The sequence below is a fragment of the Jilunia laotingensis genome (genome assembly GCF_014385165.1).
Classification (GTDB): Bacteria; Bacteroidota; Bacteroidia; order Bacteroidales; family Bacteroidaceae; genus Bacteroides; species Bacteroides laotingensis.
Map to the genome: position 1 here is coordinate 2,420,209 of NZ_JACRTF010000001.1, position 17,092 is coordinate 2,437,300.

Sequence of the window (17,092 nt, forward strand, 5' to 3'; positions counted from 1 at the left end):
TGGAAATAAAAGTAATAAATCATAGCATTTATTGCCGGAATTTTGTCTAACTTTGCATTAACATTCATGTATTAAATCAATTTGAATAAAAATGGGACATCATCAATTGGATACTTTAGATGAGCAGATTCTGAAGCTGATAGCAGAGAATGCACGCATACCTTTTCTGGAAGTTGCGCGGGCATGTAACGTTTCAGGAGCTGCGATTCATCAGCGGATACAGAAACTCACTAATCTGGGAATATTGAAAGGTTCGGAGTTTGTCATCGATCCGGAGAAGATCGGGTATGAAACGTGCGCTTATATCGGGATTTATCTGAAAGATCCGGAATCGTTCGATTCAGTAACGCAAGCTTTACAGGCCATACCGGAAGTCGTGGAGTGTCACTTCACAACGGGTAAGTATGATATGTTCATCAAAATATATGCGCGCAATAACCATCATTTGCTAAGTGTGATTCATGATAAATTGCAACCGCTGGGGTTGGCGCGCACGGAAACATTGATCTCCTTCCATGAGGCTATCAAACGGCAAATGCCGATCATAGTCGAAACGGAAGAAGAAGAGTTGTAATATCCCTTGTTTGCTGGGAGTTTTGCCGATAAGGGAACGTGTACTGGCAGATTCGGATGCTATGATATGACTTTGGAGAAATCCGGCATATTATTTGTGAGTCAGTTTTACGCTCTACTGTAATCAACAAAAGCATAGGAGCAGAGATGTTTCTCATCTTCAGGATGGGAGTCTCTGCTTTTTTCGTGCCAGGTGGCGGGATTGACATCGGGGAAGAAAGCATCGGCTTCCGGAGCTTCACCGTCTATTTCCGTCAGGCAGAGTTCATCGGCTACATCGATGGCTTGGCGATAGATGCTTTCGCCTCCGATGATATATACATGCTCGTTGTCGTTGCAACTTTTTAGAGCTGCTTCGAGAGAAGAGAAAACTTCCGCACCGAGAAATTCCGCCTTCGGATTGGTCGAGAGTACTACGTTGCGGCGGTTGGGCAGCGCGCCTTTCGGGAGCGACTCGAACGTTTTGCGTCCCATTATGATGGTGTTTCCGGTAGTGAGCGCCTTGAAGCGTTTCAAGTCGTTGGGCAACCAGAAGAGGAGTTTGTTCTGAAAGCCGATGGCCATGTTACGGTCTACGGCGGCAATGATACTGATGAATGGCATAGATGCTTGCTGTTTATTGTCTGAAGAATTCCGGTTATTGTCCTTTCATACGGCAACTTTCCCCGCGATGTGCGGATGCGGATCGTAATTTACCAGTTCGAAGTCTTCGAAGTGGAAGTCGAAGATGCTTTTTACATCCGGGTTGATCTGCATTTGAGGCAGAGGGCGAGGTTCGCGTGTCAACTGTAACTTCACTTGATCGAGATGATTCAGGTAGATGTGGGCATCCCCCAAGGTGTGGATGAAATCTCCCGGTTTCAACCCGGTCACTTGCGCCATCATTTGTAGCAGGAGAGCGTAGGAAGCGATGTTGAACGGAACGCCCAGGAATATATCCGCGCTGCGTTGGTACAGTTGGAGACTCAAACGTCCGTTGGCCACGTAGAACTGGAAGAAGGCATGGCAGGGCGGCAGGTTCATGTTGTCCAGATCGCCTACATTCCAAGCGCTTACGATGATGCGGCGCGAATCGGGATTATGTCTGATCGTTTCGACGGCTTCACTGACCTGATCGATGGTGCCTCCCTTATAATCCGGCCACGAACGCCACTGGTATCCGTAGATGTGTCCCAGGTCGCCATTTTCATCCGCCCATTCGTTCCAGATACGCACACCGTGGTCTTGCAGGTACTTTGCGTTGGTATCTCCTTTGAGGAACCATAAGAGTTCGTATATGATGGATTTCAGGTGCAATTTCTTTGTCGTAAGGCAAGGAAAGCCTTCATCGAGGTTGAATCGCATCTGGTGTCCGAAGACGCTGATTGTACCCGTACTGGTACGGTCGCTCTTTTCTACCCCTTCGGTGAGTACGCGGTTAAGTAAGTCTAAATACTGTTTCATGCCTGCAAAGGTAGGATTATTTAATTGAAAATAATATTTCTCACGTCTACTTTTTGCGCAAAATGTGACGGGTTCAGTGATCTGTATACCGAACCTCCAGCTTGAGAAATGTCAAAAATATTTTATTCCCGGCATCTGCGCGGTAATAGCAAGCGGCAGACTTAAGTGATTGGTAATCAGTGTTCGTGATACCCCCCCCTTTTACCTCGGTGATCAACGCCCTCTTCCTCGGTGATGAAGGGCCTCTTCATCGGTGATCAACGCCCCCTTCACCGGTGAGGAAGAACTCCCTCAGTCCCGGGACGGTTTTATGTCAAAAGATTTCCATTGATTCCGCATCAAGGCGAACGATCGGCCGCTCTATGTGTCCGCTGCCGCCTTAGTCATCACAGGAACGGGGTGAACAGGTTGGCGAACCATCCTACGAACTTCTTCCACGGTGAACGCTTCTTCCATAATTCGGGTGTCAACTTTGTGCAATGCATCGTATCGGCTACGAACACGCTGTCTAGCTGTGCGGTGAACTTTCTGTTGAAGATGAAGGCATTCGTTTCGTAATCATAGCGCAGACTGCGGCTGTTCAGGTTGGCTGTGCCGACCGTGCAGAAGCTTTTGTCCACCATCATGATCTTGGAGTGGTGGAAACCTCCGTTGTAGAGATAGATATCGGCTCCCCGCTTCATCAACTTATGTACCTTATAGAGTGATGCATCCGGTGTGAAAGGGATGTCCGCTTTCGAAGAGATCATGATTTCCACTTTCGTACCTTTATCGAGGGCATGGTTCAATGCTTTGCGGATGGAGGAAGTAGGGACGAAGTAAGGATTGACAATCCGTACATTCTTTTTGGCCGCGTAGATGGACATGGCATACGTGTGGCTCAACATGCGGGTATTCTTCTTCGGAGTACGGTCGACGATGGCTACGGTTATCCCTTCGAGGCTGTCTGCCGGAGCCGTCGGTTCGGGGAAATATTCCTCGCCCATGATGTTTTGCCCGGTCGTTTTGTTCCAGATCGTCAGGAATATTTCTTGCAAGATATCGACCGCCGGGCCTTCCAGGCGGATATGCATGTCGCGCCATGTGCCGATTTTCGGGAGTCCGTTGATGTAATAATCGGCTATGTTCATGCCCCCGGTATATCCTATTTTCCCGTCGATGACTGCGATTTTCCGGTGGTCGCGGTGGGCTGCATGATTGATGTAGGGGAATTTGAACGGGTCGAACTTGACGATTTCTATGCCGCGCTCGCGTATGGCTTTCAGGTGTCGTTTCTTCAGCGGCTTGTTGTTCGACCAGTTGCCGAAAGCATCGAACAAGGCACGCACCTCTACGCCTTCCTTTACTTTTTCTGCCAGCAGGTCGAAGAGCGCATTGGCTATCGAATCGTTCCTGAAGTTGAAATATTCCAGATGGATGTGGTGCTTTGCGCCCCGTATGGCTTCGAAAAGGTCTTGAAACTTTTTACGTCCGCTGGTCAATAGTTTTACTTGGTTTCCGTAAGTGATCGGGATACCCGATTCCTGAAGGAAGTTGAGTACCATCTGCTCGCTCGACAATTCTGCCGTGTCTTGCCGTTGCACCAATAGACTATCGATTTCGTCTGCTTTCAGGTGGCCTATTGCCAAGAGCAACAGTATACTAATTATATATGATTTCAAAACTTTGCGTCATTATTTAGTTTACGATGAAACAAAGATACAACTTCTCTGTTCGAGCCACTTTTTTGTCAAGAGCAGTTTTATTATACTTTAACAGAACACGGCCTCTTTCGATAACATCCGATGAAAGCTGCCGTCCGTTAGGGAGATAAAAAATTATCTTAGGATGAAAAAGGATTTTTCAAATAGGCAAACTGGTCGGATGACGGTTTCATTTTTGTGAAATGGCGGTGTCTTTTTGAGTCGATGCCGTTCTTTGAAAACCCTTTCAGAGCCTTTGCAGGGAAGCTTTCATGACTGGGGCAAACAAAAAAGAGGAAAGCTTTCGCTTCCCTCTTCTCCCTCATACTAATGTGAATGTATGATTGTATTACGTTGACAAATATACGACATCGATTGATAAAAAGCAAGCTTTCTCGGCTTTTTCTTCTTCGTCATTCCATCGACCACGCTTTGCGGACTGCCAGAAAGAGGAGTACCGCGACGGCAATGATCAGCGATTTCGGATCGAAACTGTGCGCCCCGCTTTGTACCATCGAGACGAATATATCGCGCAACGTATTGACTACGGCTTGCAATCCGTCGAATACGAAGAACAGCACTATCGCTACGAGCGTGATGAACACGCTCCAAATCTTGAACCAACGGTTGATGCGGCACGGCAGATTGCGCATTACCCGGTGGCTGAAACCATTGTCCGCTATTTCTTGTTTCTGTCCGGCCAAGAATTCCCGGACCAGTTTGTCATCTGTTTCCATCATACCCGTTTTGTTTTAAATACGTTGCCAACTTTTCTTTTCCTCTCGACAGGTGGCTTTTCACTGTCCCGGCAGGAATCCCCACGATGCCTGCTATTTTATCGATGCTCACGTCCTCCATATAAAAGAGCGTGATGCAGGTACGTTCCATTTCCTTCAGTTTGCCGAGTGATTGGTAGATGTCCATCCGTTGTCCCACGTTTTCCTGTTCCACGCTGTTGAAGACGTCTACTTCACCGGACTCCAACCCCATTGTCTCCTTCCGGCTGCGAATATAATCATAAAATACGTTATAAGCAATGCGATAAAGCCACGTTGGGAAATTTGAAAGATTTTTAAAAGATGCGAGGCTCGTATACGCTTTGATGAACGTATCCTGTGCCAAGTCGTCGCTCAATTCGCTGTCGCCGCATGTCAAGTTGAGGAAGAAGCGTCGGATGGCCCCTTGATACTTCTGCACCAACTGGTCGAAGGCCTTGGTGTTGTGGAACACCACGACCTGTGCGACTAACGATATGTCATTGAGCCGGTTCATTTCTCTTCGTCCGTAGGTTTCTGTTTGCGACCCACGAGATACTGGCCGATGCCGGTGAACATGATCAACAACCCGATGCACCCCATGGCAAAGCTGTTGGTGAACGCCCAAAGGAAGATGAACAAGCCGATGCCCAAGCAGATGTTTTTGATCCCCTTCGAAGTGGTATCGGCATTCAGGCTCTCTTTGAGGATGCTGTCCGGGATAGGCTGTCCGGAAGCGATCGCTTTCTCGACCAGTCTGTAGCGGTCGCGACGGCTTTTGTAGCGGTAATAGAATGCGATGAAGATGACGAATATCGGGAAGCCGAAAATGAGCAGCAGTATGAACAGTGAAAGAGCGATGCCTGCACCGGCGGCACTGCCAATGTCTTTGAGCAGATCCGCCCGGATCAGGTTGATGTTGTGGACATCATCGTAAGCATCCATATCGACCGTGTCCGAAGCGTCCTCCATGTCGCTCTCTACCGTCACGCCTGTGTCGGGCGTGTCCGTGTAATCGGGCGTATAAGTGGAATCCTTCGAGGGAGTCGTTTTCGCAACAACTGTTTTTATTCCTTTTGGAGAGTTGCTGTCCGCGTAAAGCACTGTTTTCTTTTGGGCCGCTAGCGAGCAGACGGCAAGCATTAAGGTCAATGTGATTAAGATCTGTTTCATATCTGGTTCTTTTTTTGTTTCTTTGTCCGTTAGACGTAGATAGGATGCCGGAAAGTTGCAAAGAGACGAAATATTTTTGATATTTGCAGGGATTAACAGAAGAAAATGAAACTACCAGCTTCCTTTATAGCCTATACCCGAGCCTTGTTGGGCGATGATGAATTCGCGGAATTGTCCGCCTCCATGAGCGAGAACGCTCCCGTCAGTATTCGAATGAATGCCGCCAAGGCGGCCGTTCCCGGGCATTCCGTTCCTTGGTGCCGAACCGGACGTTACCTTGACCAACGCCTCACGTTCACTTTCGACCCCTTGTTCCATGCCGGGTGTTACTACGTACAAGAAGCTTCCTCCATGTTCGTGGAGCAAGCATTGAAGCAATATCTCCCCGAAGAGCCGGTTGTGATGCTCGACCTTTGCGCTGCTCCCGGAGGCAAGTCCACCCATGCCCGGAGTTTGCTGCCCGAAGGCAGTTTGTTGGTATCCAATGAAGTGATCCGTAACCGTTCGCAGATACTTGCCGAGAACCTTACGAAATGGGGGCATCCCGGAGTAGTTGTGACCAATAATGATCCGACAGACTTTGCCCCGCTTGAAGATTTCTTTGATGTGATTCTCACCGATGTGCCTTGTTCCGGTGAAGGGATGTTCCGTAAAGATCCGGTAGCTGTAGGAGAGTGGAGCCCGGAAAATGTGGAAATCTGTTGGCAGCGACAACAGCGCATCATAGCCGATATATGGCCCTGCTTGAAGCCGGGTGGCATCCTTATCTATAGTACATGTACGTACAATACGAAAGAGGATGAAGAAAATCTGCAATGGATCTGTAACGAATTCGGTGCCGAGGTGCTTCCGTTGGAAATATCCTCCCAATGGGGGATTACCGGCAACCTTCTTGGCGGGGCAGACTTTCCCGTCTATCGCTTCCTGCCTCATAAGACCAAAGGGGAAGGCTTTTTCCTTGCACTCCTTCGCAAATCCGGTGAAGCCCCATCTTCATCCGATCACTACAAAGGTTCAAGCCGTGCAGTTCCGGTGAATGTGTCCCGTGGAGGCAAGCCGTCCCGTAAAAAAACATCGGCAGGCAAGGCGCAAATGTCCGTTCCTCAGATCACTAAAGAGCAGTTGGCAATCGTCAAAAGCTGGCTTGTCTCTCCTGAAGCGTATGAACTGATCATTTCCGGTACGACCATCACCGCCTTTCCCAAGGAGCAGGTCGGAACCCTTTCAGGTTTACAGCAAACTCTGCGTATGGTGCAATCCGGCACTCCCTTGGCCGAGGTAAAAGGAAAAGACCTTATCCCTACCCATGCCCTTGCCATGAGCAATGTTCTGGAAAAAGGATCGTTTCCAACGGAAGAAATCACCTACGAACAAGCGATCGCCTATCTACGGAAAGAAGCCATTTCTTTGTCCGAAACGACTCCCCGCGGTTATGTCCTGATCACATATAAATTCGTGCCTCTCGGATTCGTGAAGAATATAGGCAACCGTGCCAATAACCTTTATCCTCAAGAGTGGCGTATCCGTAGTGGTTATCTGCCAGAGGAGGTGAAAGTACTTGAAGTGTCATCTGTACGGTGACACTTCACCATTTCCCGGTATTTTATTCGTAACCAATAGAACCTGCCAAACCTCTTAACAATGCTCAAATTGGCAGGTTGTTTTTAAATCACCTTTCGAAAGTGCATCAGGTTTGACGTTAATAATAGTAAATGTCAACGATAATTCCCTCCCTACGTTTGCTTTATTATTAATTATTACATATATTTGAAGAATTTAATTAAAAGGAACGATGGGTGCCTTTGTTTAAAAATCTTATTTATACTAATAAACCAGACTGCTGCCCGAGTAAACTCTGTCTAATGCTCTATTTATTGCCCTTTAAAGGTAAAGGGTATAATTCTTGGTTACTTACTCATTTAATGATCTCTAATCAAAAAAAGTATTTCGTGCGATCTTATTTTTGGATATATAAGCTCTTTTTTCCTTAAGACGAAATTGTAACTATTCAAGGAATAGGGATTTAATATGCTTTGAATAAAGGTCGAAATTGTTAAGCTATCAATTCAAATTTTAATTATTATGAGAAAAGTGAAGGTTTTAACGCTGTTATGCGCTATTTTTCTACTTGGTATGGAAACCAGTAGTTGTGAAAATGACAATGAACCGTTTGGCATCGTAGAGCTAATACAGTCTACTATGACTATGAATTTATCACGGAGTTTGGATTTACCATGTGTGGTGTGTTCTGTTGAAGAATTGGAAGATTGTAAGGCCGAATCCCCGGATGCTGAGGGGGAGGAAGGCTGGGAATATTTGCGGAGCATTGATTATTCACGATACATGGTTATTTTTATACAAGAGCCATATCAAGCCCAAAATAAGCAATATCGCTTTTCCGAGACTGAAAATGGTAATTCTTTGTTGGAACATTCTTATTCTATAAAGGGCAAAAAGGAAACGTTTGGGATTATAGATGGTATCGGTCCGGGAGTAGGGGTAGTAGTAAATAAAAAAGATAAAGGTGAAATTGAGTACAAATGTGTTAAGACAACCACATCTATTTGCCATTCTCCTGATTATATTATTATGTGTAGAAAATAATGCTGCAATATAAATTGCTGCATTTGCTTGTTATTGATTAACGCTATTTTATTTTAATATTAAAATTATGATGAAAACGACAAAAATATTAAAACTGTTTCTTCTACTTAGTGTAGGGATAGTTGCAGGGTGTAATAATGAGGATGACATACATTTCTCAACCTGCTATTCAGTAGGAACTGATGGAACTGATGGGGAACTTTGTTACGAGTTGGTAGATACCTTGGGATACGTTCGTTTTACGGAACAAGCAACGATAGAAGCTAAAGAGCGCTTTTTACAAGAACATTATTCCTCGCTGAGTTTCGTCATGGATTGTAGATCGGGATCTTTCTCTTTCGTTAAAATCAAAGGATTAGCCGAATTGTCCGCTTTGGAGAGTCGAGAGGAAATAGCGGAAGCTTTTCCAGTGTATTGCGATGATAAGAAATCAATACATGCTTTGTATGGTATGCTATTTGTAAATACTGATGGAAGTATAAAGATAGAAGAACTACTTGACCATTTAGAGATCAAAAACAGAGAAATAAGAACAGAACCTAGTGCCAGTGGTATCGGCTACTTTCATCGAATTCTGATTTCGAATCCGGACTGCATCGGGGTTTGTAATTTATTGGCAAAACAATCAGGAGTAACTTGTGCTGAGCCTGATTTCATGCGTTTTGTTGAAAAAAGTTCTACATCTTCTCAATGGCCTTTGGAAAGTACAGAAGGGAGTGGTATTTTTGCTAAAGAAGCCTGGACAATAAGTAAGGGATCACCGGATATAAAGATTGCTGTATTGGATGATGGTGTAGAACTCACCCATTCAGATCTTAAAGCGAATCTTCTAAAGGGGTTTAATGCGGTAACGGACAATGTAACGGGCACTAATGGCGCTCCAAAACCCGGAGATACGCACGGAACCAAGTGTAGCGGAATCATTGCAGCAGTGGATAATAATCAAGGAATCACAGGAGTGGCTCCCCATTGCAAAATCATACCTATACGTATTTTTTTATGATCGATATATTAATATAGCTTCCACTGTGGAAAATGATGATTGGACTATTGAAGGTTTGAAATATGCGGAAAGAATGGGAGCCGACATTATCAACTGTTCTTGGGGAAACGATAAGTCACATGATGCAAAATTGACAACTCAAATCAACAAGATGGCTACTCAAGGCCGTGACGGAAGAGGGTGTATTATCGTAGCGTCCTCCGGAAATTCCAATTCCACCACCTTAAATTATCCAGCTTCTCTGCCCAATGTAATTTCTGTAGGAGCTTCTTGGCAAAACGGGGCACGGTGGGAAGATTCCAATTATGGCAGTGATCTGGATTTGGTAGCCCCGGGAGTACAAATCTACACCACGACGCAAAATAACGATTATGAGAATTTTACCGGGACATCCGCTTCCACCCCTCATGTATCCGGAGTAGCGGCCTTAATGCTGTCCGTTAATCCTAACTTGACACGAACCCAACTGAAGAAAATACTATGCCAGACTTGCCAAAAGCCAAGCCGACATACTTTTTCTACTAACGGGACTTACGGAAAGTGGAATGATCAAGTGGGATATGGCATAGTGGATGCATATGATGCGCTGAGAATGATACAATTCCAAAAATCAACACTTGTTGAAAATGATCCCTATACTTATATGATTAACAACTTGCCTCGTAAAGCAAGGGTAGTGTGGAGTTCTTCTTCATCTGACTTCACTCTGACTAATCCAGCCGACTCGGTGGCAAGGATATTGACCAGGGATTGTGGAAAATCTACTACGCTGACTGCTAAAGTATGCTATGATGATGTATTGATCAAGCAATTTACCAAAAACATATCTTCTGTACTGGATGTTGAAGGCAGTGGTCATATCTCCTGTTGCGGTCTTAAAGCTCACCGTATCGGGTACCTCCCTTATGGAGCTACCTTCAGTTGGAATGTTTCGGACAATGTGGATATCGATTCCCAAAAAGGGGATTCCATCCGGGTCAGCACGGTAAAAGGGACTTCTTTCGGATATTGGATCGAAGCGGTGGTACATGCTAATGGAAAAACGTACGCAAAAAGAAAAACTTTGCTTCTTCGGGAAAAGGAAAAGGTGGACATGGAATTCCTGTCGGACAGCAGAGGACCTAATGGAAGTAAGAGATTTGCGATTTATGCGGATCCGATAGACAATAATGGTCGAAGCATGAGAGATATTCCCGAAGAAACAATCGTATATTGGAGATGCCGGCGCTCTCCGGACTCTAAGACAGAAACAGATGCAATTTTGGAATCTGAAGACTTGATAACGAATTCATCACTGATAAAAGTACCCTCGTGTATGAAATCATCGACAATTCGTGACTCCATATCCATTCAACCTAGTACCTTTTCTGTTTATCCGGTTGATCCGCCAGTCGATCCTTTTCCTCCGGTAAAGCCTTGGGATACGGATGATATAGATGTTACAAAAATAGATTCCCCGCACCGTTTGAAGGTGACATTGCCCAACGATAATTATATAGGAATAGTGACGTGTTCGGTATTTAGTCAATGTACCAAGACTACATCGTTAAACTACATGGTCGATAAGAATGGAATTTCGGCTTATAAAGATGAAGGTATGTCACCCTTTCTTTATTCTACTCCTCCTTACAGGGTGACATCTTCCAACCCTACAAGCGACTTCGTATCTATCCGCAAAGTGGATATGGAAGAGAATAGTTCTTCACTGCACGAGGTAAAGCTTATGCTATATAACGATTACGGTCTTGTCCGTACGGTTAACGGTACTTCGGAAGAAGAAATTTTGCAGATGAATATTTCCGACCTGCCCAAAGGAACCTACTATCTGAATGTAGTGACGGGAAATGATATCATAAAGCAAGTGGTTCGTATTGAACATTAAGGAGTGGTGTGAAGAATAAAAGGGGCTTCGGATGTTTATTGCGGAAGCTTATAGTGTAGCTTGCGATTGTATCGAAACACAAAACTTCCCCCGGCTGCTATTGACGTGCATGAACTACATTTCAATAGCTGCCGGGGGAAGTTTCAATTATTTAGGATATGAAGTGGGGGATCAGCTGCAAAGTTCAAAAACTTATAACTGATTCTTATAAATCTTCGCCATCGCCTTTTGGTATTGGTTTTCCAGTTGCAGATAATTCTGCTTGCTTTGGTAGACCACGGATACTTCAACGAAGTACTCTATCATGCTGATTTGGCCTCCTGTAAGTGCCTGTTTCAATAATGCCAAGTCCTGTTGGGCTTGGAAGGTCTGTTCGTATTCGTTCATTGAAGTCCGTAACGTTTGTGCTTCACGGTAAAGCTGTGCTATCTCCGATTCGGCACGCATGGTGGCACTTTCCCTTAGATAGTCGGTATTCAGGGATTGTGCTTTCGCTATCTTCACTTTGCTCTTGTTCTCGAAAATGGGGAAGGAGAATCCCACGACCACTCCATTGAATGGCGTGCCTGTTTCCGTATTCCTTCGGTAGCCCAGTTCCAGTTTCGGTAGCCAGCCTTGCTTGTTGACACCTATCTGTTTGCGGGCCGCTGCGCTCTCGCTGGCAAGTGCCTGTAGGGTCGGGTCGGCAGCAAGGACTTCCGTTTTGAGCCTTTGGTAGTCCGAAGGGAAGATGACAGCCGGGTAGGCGTCCTCTTCGAATACGACGGGGATGTTGCCGTTGAGTGTGGTCAGCTCCTGAAGCTTATTGCGCAGAGCAGTCTCATTCAAGGTTGCTTCCGTTTTTACGTTTAATAGTTCAAGGTTTATCTTATTGGTTTCGATGACATTGGCATCTCCCGTCATCAAGCGTCTCTTGTACATTGCGGCAAGTTCCTCCGCGTTACGCAAACGCTCCTGTAGGATTTGTTGCTGTTGGCGAAGCATGATAAGATCCAGGCATGCCTCTTTTGCTTGTAGCAAAATGCCTTGGCGGAAAGCGCTGGCTTGTCCGTCGAAGGTGGTGCTTTTCAGTCGGTTCAACTTTGCCCGGCTGGCGTAGAGGGTAGGGAAGTCAAAGCTTTGCGAGATAACCAGTTCCCCGATCGTCTCGTTCTTGTCTTTAGCTCCCCAGAGGTGGGCATAAGACAAGGTGGGATCAGCAAGGTTGTTGTCCGTTTTTGCTTCCATCTTTTGTGAAGAGATGAGTTGCGAGTTCGCCTGCAAATCTTTATTGTTCGATTCGACGTTGCGAAGCACCTGCTCTATGCTGTTTTGAGCCTTTACTCCTGCGAAAAGGAGGAGTGTGGCGGTCAATATCGTTATTCGTTTCATTTCTCTTTATGATTCGTTCGTTTAATTAAGTTTATACCTCATTTCCAGAGTTACTATACTCGGTTCGACAGCTATCTATTTCCAGCGTGTTGATCATTAATATTCATCACGCTGGCCATTAAAGATCAACACGCTGGGTATTAATGTCCAATTCGATGACTATTAACACCCTGCAAAGGGGCTTCAAACCTGCTATTCATCGCTTGGTGTACTTTCCTCCGCGGAAAGCGGAAGATCACGAGGATGCATCATGAGATAAACAATCGGAATGATGAATCCGTTCAGGAAAGTGGAAGTGAGCAGACCGCCCAGGATAACTTTCGCCATCGGACTCTGTATCTCGTTCCCCGGAAGGTCACCGCTAAGAGACAGCGGTATCAAAGCCATAGCACTGGAAAGTGCGGTCATCAGGATCGGGTTCAACCGGTCGAGTGAGCCTTGGATGACGCTGTCGTAAACGTTCAACCCCTCTTCCTGTTGCAGATGGTTGTAATGGCTGATGAGCAGCATTCCGTTCCGGGTTGCAATTCCGAATAGCGAAATGAATCCGATGATCGCAGGAATACTGACTTCTCCGGTGGTGACGACCAGTGCGAACACTCCCCCGATCAGTGCCAACGGCAGATTGATAAGGATGACCGCTGATTCTTTCACGCTGCGGAACTCATGATAGAGTAGCAGGAAAATAACGATGATACTCATAAACGATGTCAACGCCAAGGTGCGGCTGGCGGCCTGTTCGCTTTCAAACTGTCCACCATATTCGATGTGATACCCTTCCGGCAGTTTCACGGAAGAATCTATCTTCTCCTGGATGTCGTTCACCACACTGCGCAGGTCACGGTCGGCTACGTTGGCCGATATCACGATCTTCCGTTTCACGTTCTCCCGGCTGATCGTATTCGGCCCCATGGCGGAAACCACCTCTGCCACATAGCTCAAAGGCACTTTCTTGCCATCCGATGTATCGACCATCAGGTTGCGTATCTTCTCCGCTTCGTCCCGGAAGCTATCCTTTACTTTAACGATCAGGTCGAACGCTTTTCCTTTTTCATATACCTGTGAGATGACTTCCCCTGCCAATGCCACGTTGATATATTCCGAGAATTGCGGCAAGGTGATGCCATATTTGGCGAGCATCTCACGTTTCGGTGTGATTTTGAGCTGTGGGCGTTCAATCTGCTGCTCCACGTTCAGGTCGGCAATGCCCGGAATCCCTTCGATCGCTTCTTTTATTTCGTTGCCTAAAGTGAACATCCGGTTCAGGTCGTCCCCGAAAAGTTTGATGGCGATGTTGGCTTTCGTACCCGACAGCATGGCATCGATACGATGGCTGATCGGCTGTCCGATTTCGATGTTTGCTCCGGTGATGGTTCCGAGTTTCTCCCGTACTTCGGCAACCAGTTCGCTTCTTGAACGGTCTTTCAGCTGAAACGGTGCTTCGATCTCCGAAGTATTTACGCCAAGGGCGTGTTCGTCCAATTCCGCACGTCCTGTTTTGCGTGCCACGGTCTGTATCTCGGGGATGCTTAGCAAAAGCATTTCCGCCCGGTGCCCCATTTTGTCGCTTTCTTCCAGTGAGATGCCCGGCAGAGAAGAGATGTTGATGGTGAACGAGCCTTCATTGAAAGGCGGCAGGAAAGAACGTCCCAAAGTGAAGAAGAAGCCCAATGCCACGATGAACAAGGCGATGGTTCCTCCCAATGTGATCCGTTTGTGGCGGATCACCCATACGAGGGTTTTGGAGTAGATTCCTTTCAGCCAACGGGCAACCGGAGCTTCTCCGTTTTTCCCGGAGGAGGAATTTTCTGTCTTCTTGCCCTTCAGCAGATAAGAACAGAGAACCGGAGTTAACGTCAGTGCCACCACCGTGGAGGCAAACAGTGCCACGATGAAAGCAATGCCCAGCGGAACTAACATGCGTCCTTCCATTCCTGTCAGGAAGAAAAGCGGTACGAAACTCACTACTATGATCAGTGTCGAGTTCAAGATAGGCATACGTACCTCTTTGGAAGCATTGAATACGACCTCGATGACCGAAAGCCTTTCACTGTCTGGTTTCAGGCGATTCTCCCGCAGACGCTTATACACATTTTCCACATCCACGATGGCGTCGTCTACCAATGATCCGATGGCTATTGCCATACCGCCAAGGCTCATCGTATTGATGGTCATTCCCATATAATGCAATGTCAGTATGGAAACGATCAGTGAGATGGGCAGTGTAACCAGTGAGATGATAGTTGTCCTGACATTGGCAAGGAACAGGAAGAGGACAATCACCACGAAGATACCTCCTTCGAACAGCGACTTTTTCACGTTTCCGATGGAACTTTCAATGAAACGGCTTTGTCGGAAGATGTCCGTGGACACCTTTACATCTGCCGGTAAGTTCTTTTGCAAGTCCTGAAGTGCAGCCTCTAATTGGGCAGTCAGGTCAAGCGTACTGGTAGCAGGTTGTTTGGTAACGGTCATCAGCACGGCAGGTTTGCCGCGTTCGGAAGCTGTTCCCAGCTTTGGAGCTTTCGGACCTATGGCCACATCCGCTATGTCTTCGAGCAAGACGGGCACACCGTTAATGCTCTTCACCGCTGCATTGCCCAGCTGGTCTACTTTGTCGGTGGAAAGCACCCCACGCACAATGTACTCGTTGCCATATTCATAAAGCACGCCTCCGTTAGCGTTGAGGTTCATGTCTTGGGTGACAGCCATCACTTCGCCCATAGACACTCCGTAATGGCGCATCCTTTCCGGGTCGAGTTGTATCTGGTACTCCTTCAAGTCGCCACCCAGTACGGCAACCTGTGCCACACCTCCCGTTGAGAGCAGGCGCGGACGGATCGTCCAATCGGCAATGGTGCGCAGGTCGAGCATGGAAGTGGAATCGGCCGTGAGTCCGATGATCAGCATCTCACCCAAAATGGATGATTGCGGTCCCAATGTCGGTTTTCCTACATTGGAAGGAAGTGATTCGTTGACTACTGCGAGCTTTTCCGAAACGATTTGCCGAGCCAGATAAACATCTGTCCCCCAATCGAATTCTACCCAGACAACGGAAAATCCGTTGGTGGAAGACGAACGTACGCGGCGTACTCCCGTAGCACCGTTTACAGAAGTCTCTACGGGGAAAGTGACCAATTGTTCCACTTCCTCGGCCGCCATGCCGTTGGCTTCGGTCATGATAACTACCGTAGGCGCGTTGAGGTCAGGGAAAACGTCCACTTCCGTATTCATGGCGGTATAAGTTCCGCCGATCAGTAACAGCACTGATGCCACAAGCACCAGAATGCGGTTCTGAAGTGAGAAATGTATGATTTTGTTTAACATAACTTTTTAAGTAAAGAGTTAAGAGTGAATCACTTTTCACTGCTTTTTTTAGTGTTCATGACTATGTGCCGGTATCGCATTGCTTGCCGAAGCCAGCTTTACTTGGTAGGCACCGCTGGTGACTACCGCATCGCCTGCTTTCACTCCGGAGAGTATCTGTACGTTTTTACCGTTGTCGGCACCCAAGGTTACTTCCTGCTTCTTGTATCCCTCTTCATCCAATTGCAGATAGACAAAGAACAGTCCTTGCTCCTCCGTCAAAGCCGTGCGCGGCAGGGAGATGACGTTCTCCATAGGGGAGGACAGGAGGTATATTTCTACAAATGAGCCGGGGATGATGTCTCCCTTATTGTCAAATTCGAATGTAACCGGCACGTAGAATGAATTGTCTCCCGCTGATTTTCCTGTGGAAAGCAAACGTCCGTGCAACTCCTTCAGCTCGTACACCTTATTGTCATAGGGAGTTTTGAAATTTGCCGATCCGATGCTACGCAAGTAAGGATAATACTTTTCGGAAACTTCTGCCCGCAGGAAAAGGCGGCGGTTCTGAGTGACGCTGACCAGCGGTTGGCCGATGGTGACATAATCGCCCTCTTTCACTAAGATGTTCTTTACGAATCCCCCGATCGGAGAGGCAATGGCTTGCCCTCCTTTGGTATGGCCTTTGGCAAGCGCCTCGTAGCTGATTCGGGCGTTTTCGTAGTTCTGTTCGGCCTGTGCGAAATCCTTATCCGATACGATCTTGTTCTTTACTAAGGCTTTCATACGCTCGTATTCTTTTTTCGATATTTCGTAAGCGATGCGGGCGCGTTGTACCGGATCGCCATCGGCAATATTGCTAGAGGAAATGGTGAGCAGGGTAGTGCCTTTACCGACGCTCATGCCCTCTGTCACGTTCCCGTGAAAGCTTACCACACCGGCTACGGTAGCTACGGCCACACTTTCATCACCCTGTGCCGCCATCACTTGTCCGCTGGTTTTTATTACTTGTTCGAAGGTACCCGGTTCGATCACGCTGACTTTCACCCCTGCTGCTTCAGCTTTAGCTTTCGGCAGTATGATTTCGTCACTGTGCCCTTCCGTGCCTCCTTGTTTCTCCTTGTTTTCACCGTCATGGCCGTTACATTCGCTGCCATGATCATGTCCTTCGTGATCGTGTCCTTCGTGTTCGTGAGTCTCCGTGCCATGATCATGTCCTTCATGGTCATGGGCTGATTTACTGTTGCAGGAGCCGAGAATAAACAGTCCCAGAACTCCCATAAAGATAAATTTCTTCATG

The 17,092-nt window shown here is 46.8% G+C and carries 14 protein-coding genes; 5 read left to right on the forward strand and 9 right to left on the reverse strand.

Features of this window, described 5'->3' with window-relative positions:
- Nucleotides 1-91: 91 nt before the first annotated feature.
- Nucleotides 92-574, forward strand: coding sequence for an Lrp/AsnC family transcriptional regulator (locus tag H8744_RS09245; protein WP_262434561.1), 483 nt, complete (start codon nucleotides 92-94; stop codon nucleotides 572-574).
- 107 nt (nucleotides 575-681) lie between these two features.
- Here H8744_RS09245 and H8744_RS09250 read toward each other — a convergent pair whose 3' ends face one another.
- From H8744_RS09250 to H8744_RS09275, 6 genes are all read right to left on the reverse strand, one after another.
- Nucleotides 682-1,176 (reverse strand): dihydrofolate reductase, encoded by a 495-nt coding sequence (locus H8744_RS09250; protein WP_262434562.1) that lies wholly within the window; start codon nucleotides 1,174-1,176, stop codon nucleotides 682-684.
- 45 nt (nucleotides 1,177-1,221) lie between these two features.
- Nucleotides 1,222-2,016, reverse strand: a complete 795-nt coding sequence (locus H8744_RS09255; protein WP_262434563.1) for a thymidylate synthase — start codon at nucleotides 2,014-2,016, stop codon at nucleotides 1,222-1,224.
- A 386-nt stretch (nucleotides 2,017-2,402) separates the two neighbouring features.
- Nucleotides 2,403-3,677, reverse strand: coding sequence for a cardiolipin synthase (gene cls, locus H8744_RS09260; RefSeq protein ID WP_262434564.1), 1,275 nt, complete (start codon nucleotides 3,675-3,677; stop codon nucleotides 2,403-2,405).
- A gap of 434 nt (nucleotides 3,678-4,111) precedes the next feature.
- Nucleotides 4,112-4,438 (reverse strand): DUF5056 domain-containing protein, encoded by a 327-nt coding sequence (locus tag H8744_RS09265; protein ID WP_262434565.1) that lies wholly within the window; start codon nucleotides 4,436-4,438, stop codon nucleotides 4,112-4,114.
- Nucleotides 4,422-4,970: an RNA polymerase sigma factor gene (locus H8744_RS09270; protein ID WP_262434566.1), complete on the reverse strand. Its 549-nt coding sequence runs from the start codon at nucleotides 4,968-4,970 to the stop codon at nucleotides 4,422-4,424. Before H8744_RS09270 ends, H8744_RS09265 begins: the two co-directional genes overlap by 17 nt.
- Entirely contained in the window at nucleotides 4,967-5,626 is a 660-nt protein-coding gene (locus tag H8744_RS09275; RefSeq protein ID WP_262434567.1) for a DUF6249 domain-containing protein, read from the reverse strand. The genes H8744_RS09270 and H8744_RS09275 overlap by 4 nt, the downstream gene beginning before the upstream one ends.
- Before the next feature lie 105 nt (nucleotides 5,627-5,731).
- On the opposite strand from H8744_RS09275, the gene H8744_RS09280 reads away from it, so the two are divergent.
- From H8744_RS09280 to H8744_RS09295, 4 genes are all read left to right on the forward strand, one after another.
- Nucleotides 5,732-7,207, forward strand: coding sequence for a methyltransferase RsmF C-terminal domain-like protein (locus tag H8744_RS09280; protein ID WP_262434568.1), 1,476 nt, complete (start codon nucleotides 5,732-5,734; stop codon nucleotides 7,205-7,207).
- A 501-nt stretch (nucleotides 7,208-7,708) separates the two neighbouring features.
- The gene (locus tag H8744_RS09285; RefSeq protein ID WP_262434569.1) at nucleotides 7,709-8,230 is read left to right on the forward strand and encodes a hypothetical protein; all 522 of its coding nucleotides are present in this window, start codon (nucleotides 7,709-7,711) and stop codon (nucleotides 8,228-8,230) included.
- A 67-nt stretch (nucleotides 8,231-8,297) separates the two neighbouring features.
- Nucleotides 8,298-9,233, forward strand: a complete 936-nt coding sequence (locus tag H8744_RS09290; RefSeq protein WP_262434570.1) for a S8 family serine peptidase — start codon at nucleotides 8,298-8,300, stop codon at nucleotides 9,231-9,233.
- Between the two features lie 25 nt (nucleotides 9,234-9,258).
- Entirely contained in the window at nucleotides 9,259-11,115 is a 1,857-nt protein-coding gene (locus H8744_RS09295) for a S8 family serine peptidase (RefSeq protein ID WP_262434571.1), read from the forward strand.
- Between the two features lie 192 nt (nucleotides 11,116-11,307).
- On the opposite strand, the gene H8744_RS09300 is transcribed toward H8744_RS09295, so the two are convergent.
- The 3 genes from H8744_RS09300 to H8744_RS09310 all read right to left on the reverse strand — a co-directional run bounded on the left by H8744_RS09300 (nucleotide 11,308) and on the right by H8744_RS09310 (nucleotide 17,091).
- Nucleotides 11,308-12,486: a TolC family protein gene (locus H8744_RS09300; protein WP_262434572.1), complete on the reverse strand. Its 1,179-nt coding sequence runs from the start codon at nucleotides 12,484-12,486 to the stop codon at nucleotides 11,308-11,310.
- A gap of 192 nt (nucleotides 12,487-12,678) precedes the next feature.
- Nucleotides 12,679-15,813: an efflux RND transporter permease subunit gene (locus tag H8744_RS09305; RefSeq protein WP_262434573.1), complete on the reverse strand. Its 3,135-nt coding sequence runs from the start codon at nucleotides 15,811-15,813 to the stop codon at nucleotides 12,679-12,681.
- A 48-nt stretch (nucleotides 15,814-15,861) separates the two neighbouring features.
- On the reverse strand, nucleotides 15,862-17,091 hold the full coding sequence (locus H8744_RS09310) for an efflux RND transporter periplasmic adaptor subunit (RefSeq protein ID WP_262434574.1): 1,230 nt from the start codon (nucleotides 17,089-17,091) through the stop codon (nucleotides 15,862-15,864).
- Between the last annotated feature and the right edge of the window lies 1 nt (nucleotide 17,092).